Below are 7,488 nucleotides of genomic sequence, written 5' to 3'. Positions count from 1 at the left end.
GGACCGCCCGCCGCTCGCCCGGCGGGCGCGCCGCTGGCCCGCCGGCGCGCCCGCTTGTCCTCGTACATGCGCGCGTCCGCCTCCGCCAGCACGGCCTCCGCCGGGCGGGTGCGGTCGTCGGCGGCCCAGCCCACCGACATCCGCACCGGCACCCCCGCCGCGCGGCCGACCCGGCTGCGCAGCCGGCGGGCGAGCGCCTCGACGTGCTCGGCCGGCACGCCCTCGACGAGGACGACGAACTCGTCGCCGCCCAGGCGGGCGACGGTGTCGCCGGGGCGCACCTCGGCGGCCAGCCGCCGGGCGGCCCGCACCAGCAGCGCGTCGCCCACGCGGTGACCGCGCTCGTCGTTGACCTCCTTGAGGCCGTCCAGGTCGCACACCAGCACGAACGTGCGCAGCCGCGGGTCGGCGTGCGCGCGGCGGCGGGCCGCCTGCCAGCGGTCGGCGAGCAGGCTCCGGTTCGGCAGGCCGGTGAGGCGGTCGTGCCCGGCGCGCTCGGCCAGGGCGCTCTGCGCCGCCAGGCGCTGCGCGACGTCCCAGCCGGCCACCACGAGGTGGACGCCCGAGCGGGTGCGCGCCTCGACCTCCACGAGCGCGTCCGGTCGCGCGGCCGGGCGCAGCCGCAGCGGCCCCAGCCGGCTGCCCGGCCGGCGCAGGGCCTCGTGCAGGGCGGTGCGGGCGCGGGCGCGGTCGGCGGCGAGCACCAGCTCCAGGGCGTCGGTCCCCGCGAGCGCGGCGGTCTCGGCGCCCACCAGCTCGCCGACGGCGTCGGAGGCCCACAGGACCGTGGAGCCCGAGAGCAGGAGGGTGGCGGGGGCCCGGGCGGCCAGTGCCCGCCAGTCCGGACCGGCCCCGGCGGGGCTCACGACCCGCCGGCGCCCCGGCGCGCGAGGGCGTCGCCGACGCCGGCCAGGACCGAGGCGGCGGCCGTGGTGGCGAGCACCGCCGGCCGGGGGCCGACGCGGTGCGCGAGCGGGTGCGAGAGGCCGACCAGACCGACGGTGCCGGCGCCCAGCGCCGCGGCCAGCAGCGGGGAGGAGCGCGTCCAGCGGGGGAGCGCGGCGCCGAGACCGGCGAGCAGCGCGGCGCCGGCGAGCGCGCGGTTCCCGCTGCGCCGGCCGGCGACGTAGCCGCCGAGGACGGCGGAGCCGATGAGGACGGGGCCGGGGACGCTGCGCACGGCAGCGAGGTTAACGGGCGCCGCCGACGGGCGCGGCAGCGCGTCCGGCAGCCCCGGGGACGACGAAGGCCCCCGGGATCCGGGGGCCTGGTGCGGGGTGGAGCACAGGTGGCCAGGAGCGGGGTCGAACCGCTGACCTTCCGATTTTCAGTCGGACGCTCTACCAACTGAGCTACCTGGCCGTGCCGGGCCGGTGGAACCGGCACGACGAGCGACCCCGACGGGACTCGAACCCGCGACCTCCGCCGTGACAGGGCGGCGCGCTAACCAACTGCGCTACGGGGCCTCAGAGAGGCCTTGTCTTGCTGGCCTTGCTTGCTTGCAGAGAAGACCTTACCCGATGTCGGGCGGTGCTCGTGACACCCGGCTGGGCCGGACGGTGGAGCGGTCCTGCTCGTGCGTACCCCCAACGGGATTCGAACCCGTGCTACCGCCTTGAAAGGGCGGCGTCCTAGGCCACTAGACGATGAGGGCGCGGCCCCCGGCGCGGCGGGAGCCGTTCCAGCATAGGGGACGGGCGCCGGTGCGCGCGGGCCCAGGGCGCGGGGTGCGCGCGCTCAGGCGGCGGCGCCGCCGGGCACCGACAGCCGCCGCGAGGGCACCGGGGGCCTGCGGCCGCGCGCGATGGAGCGGGTGACCGCGACCGGGTCGGTGTGCAGCAGGTCCTGCACGGCCCGCTCCACCTCGCCGTGGGTGGCGGGGTGGCCGAAGGAGGCGCCCTCGCCGAGCTGGTCCAGGGCGGGGGCGATCGTCACCCCGTCCTCGAAGAGGTCGATGACGCGGGGGTCTACGTAGCTGCTGCGGCACACGCTCGGCGTGTTGCCCAGGTACTCCGAGACCTCCGTGACGGCCCGGGTGACGGCCCGCTTGCGCCCGCTCGGGGTGCCGGCGGCCGGCAACGACACCGCCAGGGCGACCGCCGCCAGCACGGTCGCGTGCCAGGTGCGGAAGTCCTTGGCGCTGACGTCCGGCCCGATCGTCTCGTGCAGGTAGGCGTTGACGTCGTCGCTGGTGACGTCGTGCCAGCGGCGGCCCTCCTTCCACACCAGCAGGTCCTCGCCCCCGCCGCGGCGCCGCTTCAGCGAGCGGACCACCTCGCGCACCGCCGGGTCGGCGATGACGGCCGTGCGGTCCTTGCCGGACTTGGCGACGTAGCGGAAGACCAGCTCGTCGCCGTGCTGGTGCACGTGCTGGCGCTGCAGCGTCGCCAGGCCGTAGGAGCCGTTCTCCTCGGCGTAGCTGTCGCCGCCCACCCGGAAGAAGCCGAGGTCCAGCAGCCGGAAGGCGGCGGCCAGCACCCGCTCGCGCGGCAGGCCCGGCAGCCGCAGCTGCTCCTCGACGACGGCGCGGGCCGCCGGCAGCCGCGCGGCCACCTCCAGCACCCGGTCGTGCTTGGCGCGGTCCTGCTGGCGGCGCCACTCCTCGTGGTAGCGGTACTGCCGCCGCCCGCGGTCGTCGGTGCCGACGGCCTGCAGGTGCCCGTTGGGGTGGGGGCAGATCCACACGTCGGTGTAGGCGGGCGGGATGGCCAGGGCGTCGATGCGGGCGACGACCTCCGGATCGGTGATCCGGGCGCCGGTGGTGTCGTGGTAGCTCCAGCCCCTGCCCCGCCGACGGCGCGTGAAACCCGGGGAGGAGCTCGAGACGCGGCGCAGGCGGGGCACCCAGCGATGGTGCAGAGTGGATCGGCCGGCCGCACCCCGAACCGGTCCGCCCACCGGCTGGAGGAGATCCGTGGATCCCGTGCAGGCGTTGCGGCGCACCGCCTTCCTCATGGAGCGCGCCCGGGCCGACACCTTCCGCGCGCAGGCGTTCCGCCGGGCCGCCGCCGTGCTGGGCGCGCTGCCCGCCGGGGAGCTGGAGCAGCGGCTGGCCGCCGGCACCCTCACCGCGCTGCGCGGCATCGGCAGGGCCTCGGCGGAGGTCGTGCAGCAGGCCGCGGCGGGCGCGGTGCCCCGCCGGCTGCAGGCCCTGGAGGAGGCCGCCGGCCCGCTGGTGGCCGGCGGCGAGGCGCTGCGCGCGCAGCTGCGCGGCGACCTGCACACCCACACCGACGCCAGCGACGGCGGCAGCCCGCTGGCGGAGATGGCCGCCACCGCCGCCGAGCTCGGGCACGAGTACGTCGCCGTCACCGACCACTCCGAGCGGCTGAAGGTCGCCCGGGGCCTGGACCGCGCCCGCCGCGAGCGCCAGCTCGCCGAGGTCGCCGCGCTCGCGCCGACGCTGCTGCCGTTCCGGCTGCTGGCCGGCATCGAGGTCGACGTCCACGCCGACGGGAGCCTGGACTGCCCGCCGGACCTGCTGGAGCGCCTCGACGTCGTCGTCGCCTCCGTGCACTCGCAGCTGCGGATGCCGGCCGAGCAGATGACCCGGCGGCTGCTCACCGCGGTCGGCGGCGGCCGCGCCGACGTGCTGGGGCACTGCACGGGGCGGTTGCTGACGGGCGGGCACGGCGGCGCCGGCGCGCAGGGCCGCCCGCCGAGCGAGTTCGACGCCGCCGCGGTGTTCGCCGCCTGCGCCGAGCACGAGGTGGCGGTGGAGGTCAACGCCCGCCCCGAGCGGCTGGACCCGCCGCGGGCGCTGCTGCGCCGGGCCGTGGAGGCCGGCTGCCTGTTCGCGCTGTCCACCGACGCGCACGCCCCCGGCCAGCTGGACTGGCAGCCCTACGGCTGCGCGCGCGCCGAGGAGTGCGGGGTGCCCGCCGAGCGGGTGGTCACGACGTGGCCGGCCGAGCGGCTGCTGGAGTGGACGGCGCGTCGACGGGCAGCCCACCGGTGACCCGCAGGAACTCCAGCTTCTCCGCGTCCGGGGTGCCGGCCGCGGCGGAGTAGAGGACCAGCCGCACGTCGCTGTCCGGGACGGTCAGCACGTCGCAGTCGCAGGTGACCTCCCCGACCTGCGGGTGCTCGATCGTCTTGCGCGACGAGACGTGCCGGCCGACCGCCCCCTGGCTCCACAGCCGCGCGAACAGCGGGTTGCGCGCCCGCGTCTCGGCCACCAGCGCGGCCAGGGCCCGGTCGCGCGGGTGGTCCACCAGCGCGGTGCGCAGGTCGCGGACCAGGGCCGCCTCCATCCCGGGGTCGGCGCCGTGCACCGGCCAGGCCGCCAGCCCGCCCGGGCCCGCGGTGAACACCGCCCGCACCAGGTTGCGCTCCGCGGCGGGCAGGCGGGTCGGGTCGCCGAGCAGCGCCGCCCAGGACGGGGTCCACGACAGCAGCGTCCAGTCGGCGCCGAAGACGCCCACCGGCAGGTCGCCGAGCCGGGCGAGCACCCGCTGCACGCCCGGCGGCACGTGGTGGGAGACCACGCCGTCCGCGGGCGGCAGCAGACCGGCCAGCCGGTGGGCGTGGTCGCGCTCGGCGGGGCTCAGCTGCAGCGCCCGCGCCAGCGTGGCGACGACCTGCGCCGAGGGGTTGCTCGCCCGGCCCTGCTCCAGGCGCACCACGTAGTCGACCGACAGCCCGGCCAGGTCGGCCAGCTCCTCCCGGCGCAGCCCCGCGGCCCGGCGCCGCGCGCGCTCGGGCAGCCCGACGTCCAGCGGGGACAGCCGGTCGCGCCAGCGCCGCAGGGCCGTGCCGAGGTTCTCGCCGTCCGTCACCGGGCCATCCTCCCCCCGCCGCGCCCGCGCAGCCTGGTACCGCCCGTCCCACCGTCGCGCAGGGCACTGGCCGACCGCCGCCCCGGGGCCGAGGGTGGGGGCCATGACCACCACGTTCATCACCGGCGCCAACAAGTCCCTCGGCCGCGAGACCGCCCGCCGCCTCGTCGAGGCCGGGCACACCGTCGTCGTCGGGGCCCGCGACCCCCAGCGCGGCCGGGCGGCCGCCGAGGCCGTCGGCGCCCGGTTCGTCCAGATCGACGTCACCGACGACGCCTCCGTCGAGGCCGCCGCGGCCGACGTCGCCGCCCACGAGGGCACGGTCGACGTCCTCGTCAACAACGCGGGCGTCAGCGGGCCGCAGACCCCGGCCGAGGAGCTCACGGCGGCCGACGCCCTCGCCGTCTACGACGTCAACGTCTTCGGGATCGTGCGGGTGACCCGGGCGTTCCTACCGCTGCTGCGCAGGTCGGCGAACCCCCTCGTCGTCAACCTCACCAGCGGGCTGGGCTCGTTCGCCGCCACGCACGACCCCGACCGCGTCGAGGGCCGGGTCGTCGCGCCGCTCTACACGTCCTCCAAGTCGGCGGTGACGATGCTGACCACGCAGTACGCCAAGGCGCTGCCGGGGATCCGGTTCAACGCCGTGGACCCCGGCTACACGGCGACGGACTTCAACGGCCACAGCGGCCCGCAGACCCTCACCGAGGGCACCGACGCCGTCGTCGAGCTCGCCACGGGCGGGCCCGGCGGGCCCACCGGTCAGCTGCGCGACCGGCACGGGGTCCTGGCCTGGTGAACCGCTAGGGGGTGTCCCCGGGTCCCTGCGGCCCGGGGACCTGCGGCGCCGGCAGCAGCGCGGCGCCGAGGGCGGCGAGCAGCTCGACGACCTCGGCGCGGTCCAGGCGCACCGTCGAGACGCAGGTGGCGTCCTGCCACGTCGAGAGCACGACCCGGCCGGCCTCGGGGTGGGCGCTCACCCGCAGCGCCCGCCCGGGGCGGTCGGCGTCGCGCACGACCCCGGTGCGCAGCCCGTGCGCGGCGGTGGCGGTGGGTTCCACCGTCCGAGTCTGCGCCGCCCGCCGGGAGGTGTCCAGGTCGGTCCGGGTCCGTCCGGGTCAGGGGATGCGGGCCAGCCAGTCGCGCGTGGCGAACTTGGCGGCCACCAGCTCCTCGGCCGCCGCCAGCTCGGCGGGGGTGAGCTCGGAGGCGGTGAGCCCGTGCTGGCGGCGGAAGGTGGCGACCATCGAGTCGATGACCTCCCCGCGCGGCAGGCCGGTCTGGCGGCGCAGCGGGTCGACGCGCTTGGCGGCGCTGGCCAGGCCCTTGCCGGACAGCTTCTCCCGGCCGATCCGCAGCACCTGCAGCATCTTCGCGGCGTCGATGTCGTAGGACATCGTCACGTGGTGCAGGACGGTGCCGTCGGCCAGGCGCTTCTGCGCCGCCCCGGCGATCTTGCCCTGGTCGGTGGCGATGTCGTTGATCGGCTGGTACCAGGCCCGAACGCCCAGGTCGCCGAGGGCGACGAGCACCCAGTCGTCCAGGAACGCGTACGACTCGGTGAACGACAGGCCCTCCACGAGCGAGCCGGGCGCGTAGAGGGAGTACGTGATGGTGTTGCCCGGCTCGACGAACATCGCCCCGCCGCCGGAGACGCGGCGCACGACCTCCACGCCCAGGCGCTGGGCGGCCGCCGCGTCGACCTCGTTGGCCAGCGACTGGAAGCTGCCGAGGACGACGGCCGGGCTCGCCCACTCCCACACCCGCAGCGTCGGCGGCCGGCGCCCGGCGGCGACCTCGCGGGTGAGCACCTCGTCCAGGGCCATGTGCGTCGTCGGCGGCTGCGGACCGGTGTGCACGAGCTGCCAGTCGTGGTCCAGCCAGCCGCTCGCCCCGCCGACGGCGCGGCGCACGGCCGTCGCGACGGCCTCGGGGGTGAAGCCGAGCAGCACGGCACCGGCCGGCAGCGCCGAGCGCACCCGCTGCGCGAGGTCGGCCGCGTCGGCGTCGGCGGGCAGGCCCGTCAGCGCCGCGTCGACGGCCTCCAGCGCGTCGTCGGGTTCCAGGAAGAAGTCGCCGCTGAGGCGGACGTCGGCCAGCCGGTCGTCGACGACGTCGAGGTCGACGACGACGAGCTTGCCGCCCGGGACCTTGTACTCACCGTGCACGCGGCGAGGCTACGGCTCCGCGCGCCGGTCGCGGTCACCGGCGTCCGCGCCCCGCCCGCGGTGGGCGCGCTTGTCCGCGTACATCCGCCGGTCGGCCTCCGCCAGGACGGCCGCGAGGTCGCCGCCGCGACCGCCGGGATCGGCGGGATCGGCGTCGACGACCCCGAGGGAGGCGCCGACGCGCGCGCTCGCGCCGTCGGCGAGCGGGACGGGGACGGCCAGCGCGCCGCGCAGCCGCTCGAGCAGCTCGCGCGTGCGCGGCGCCCCCGGCCCGCCGCAGTGCAGCCACAGCACGAACTCGTCACCGCCGAGGCGGGCCACCAGGCCGTCGTCGCCGACGACCCGCGCAGCGCGCTCGACCACCACCTGCAGCACGCGGTCCCCCGCGGCGTGGCCGCGGGTGTCGTTGACGGCCTTGAACCCGTCGAGGTCGAGGACCACGCACGTGCAGCCGCCTGCCGCCGCCGGGCGCGGCCGGGGCAGCGCCCGGCGGCGGCAGGCGGCTGCACGTGCGTGGTCCTCGACCTCGACGGGTTCAAGGC

The 7,488-nt window shown here is 77.6% G+C and carries 9 protein-coding genes and 3 tRNA genes; 2 read left to right on the top strand and 10 right to left on the bottom strand.

Annotated features, from left to right (window positions below; translation table 11 throughout):
• From GTQ99_RS27065 to GTQ99_RS16905, 6 genes are all read right to left on the bottom strand, one after another.
• Window positions 1–866 (bottom strand): diguanylate cyclase domain-containing protein (locus GTQ99_RS27065; protein WP_166616905.1); only part of this gene is annotated, 866 nt, incomplete at its 3' end.
• Window positions 863–1,180, bottom strand: a complete 318-nt coding sequence (locus tag GTQ99_RS16925) for a hypothetical protein (protein ID WP_166616904.1) — start codon at window positions 1,178–1,180, stop codon at window positions 863–865. The genes GTQ99_RS16925 and GTQ99_RS27065, both read right to left, overlap by 4 nt.
• Window positions 1,181–1,289: 109 nt before the next feature.
• A tRNA-Phe gene (locus tag GTQ99_RS16920) sits at window positions 1,290–1,362 on the bottom strand.
• A 30-nt stretch (window positions 1,363–1,392) separates the two neighbouring features.
• Window positions 1,393–1,466, bottom strand: a tRNA-Asp gene (locus GTQ99_RS16915).
• Window positions 1,467–1,581: 115 nt separating this feature from the next.
• A tRNA-Glu gene (locus tag GTQ99_RS16910) sits at window positions 1,582–1,654 on the bottom strand.
• Window positions 1,655–1,737: 83 nt separating this feature from the next.
• A complete protein-coding gene (locus tag GTQ99_RS16905) occupies window positions 1,738–2,844 on the bottom strand; it encodes a DNA topoisomerase IB (RefSeq protein WP_205707662.1) in 1,107 nt (368 codons plus the stop codon).
• A 70-nt stretch (window positions 2,845–2,914) separates the two neighbouring features.
• Between GTQ99_RS16905 and GTQ99_RS16900 the strand changes: the two genes are divergently transcribed.
• Window positions 2,915–3,958 carry a PHP domain-containing protein gene (locus GTQ99_RS16900; RefSeq protein ID WP_166616902.1) on the top strand — a complete coding sequence of 348 codons (1,044 nt, stop codon included), beginning with the start codon at window positions 2,915–2,917 and terminating at the stop codon, window positions 3,956–3,958.
• On the opposite strand, the gene GTQ99_RS16895 is transcribed toward GTQ99_RS16900, so the two are convergent.
• Window positions 3,894–4,778 (bottom strand): MmyB family transcriptional regulator, encoded by an 885-nt coding sequence (locus GTQ99_RS16895; protein ID WP_205707661.1) that lies wholly within the window; start codon window positions 4,776–4,778, stop codon window positions 3,894–3,896. The genes GTQ99_RS16900 and GTQ99_RS16895 overlap by 65 nt on opposite strands.
• A 103-nt stretch (window positions 4,779–4,881) precedes the next feature.
• On the opposite strand from GTQ99_RS16895, the gene GTQ99_RS16890 reads away from it, so the two are divergent.
• On the top strand, window positions 4,882–5,577 hold the full coding sequence (locus tag GTQ99_RS16890) for an SDR family NAD(P)-dependent oxidoreductase (protein ID WP_166616900.1): 696 nt from the start codon (window positions 4,882–4,884) through the stop codon (window positions 5,575–5,577).
• Between the two features lie 4 nt (window positions 5,578–5,581).
• Here the strand turns inward: GTQ99_RS16890 and GTQ99_RS16885 are convergent, their stop codons facing one another.
• The 3 genes from GTQ99_RS16885 to GTQ99_RS16875 form a co-directional block, all read right to left on the bottom strand.
• Complete coding sequence (locus GTQ99_RS16885; protein ID WP_166616899.1) at window positions 5,582–5,839, bottom strand: hypothetical protein; 258 nt, start codon at window positions 5,837–5,839, stop codon at window positions 5,582–5,584.
• A gap of 57 nt (window positions 5,840–5,896) precedes the next feature.
• Window positions 5,897–6,946, bottom strand: a complete 1,050-nt coding sequence (locus GTQ99_RS16880; protein ID WP_166616898.1) for a lipoate-protein ligase LplAB — start codon at window positions 6,944–6,946, stop codon at window positions 5,897–5,899.
• Window positions 6,947–6,955: 9 nt separating this feature from the next.
• Window positions 6,956–7,488: GGDEF domain-containing protein (locus GTQ99_RS16875; protein WP_205707660.1), on the bottom strand; the 533-nt coding region annotated here is incomplete at its 5' end.

It is taken from the genome of Kineococcus vitellinus, assembly GCF_009906315.1.
GTDB classification, from domain to species: Bacteria; Actinomycetota; Actinomycetes; order Actinomycetales; family Kineococcaceae; genus Kineococcus; species Kineococcus vitellinus.
The sequence above is the reverse complement of the archived record's forward strand: the minus strand, read 5'-3'. Positions and strand labels throughout refer to the sequence as shown.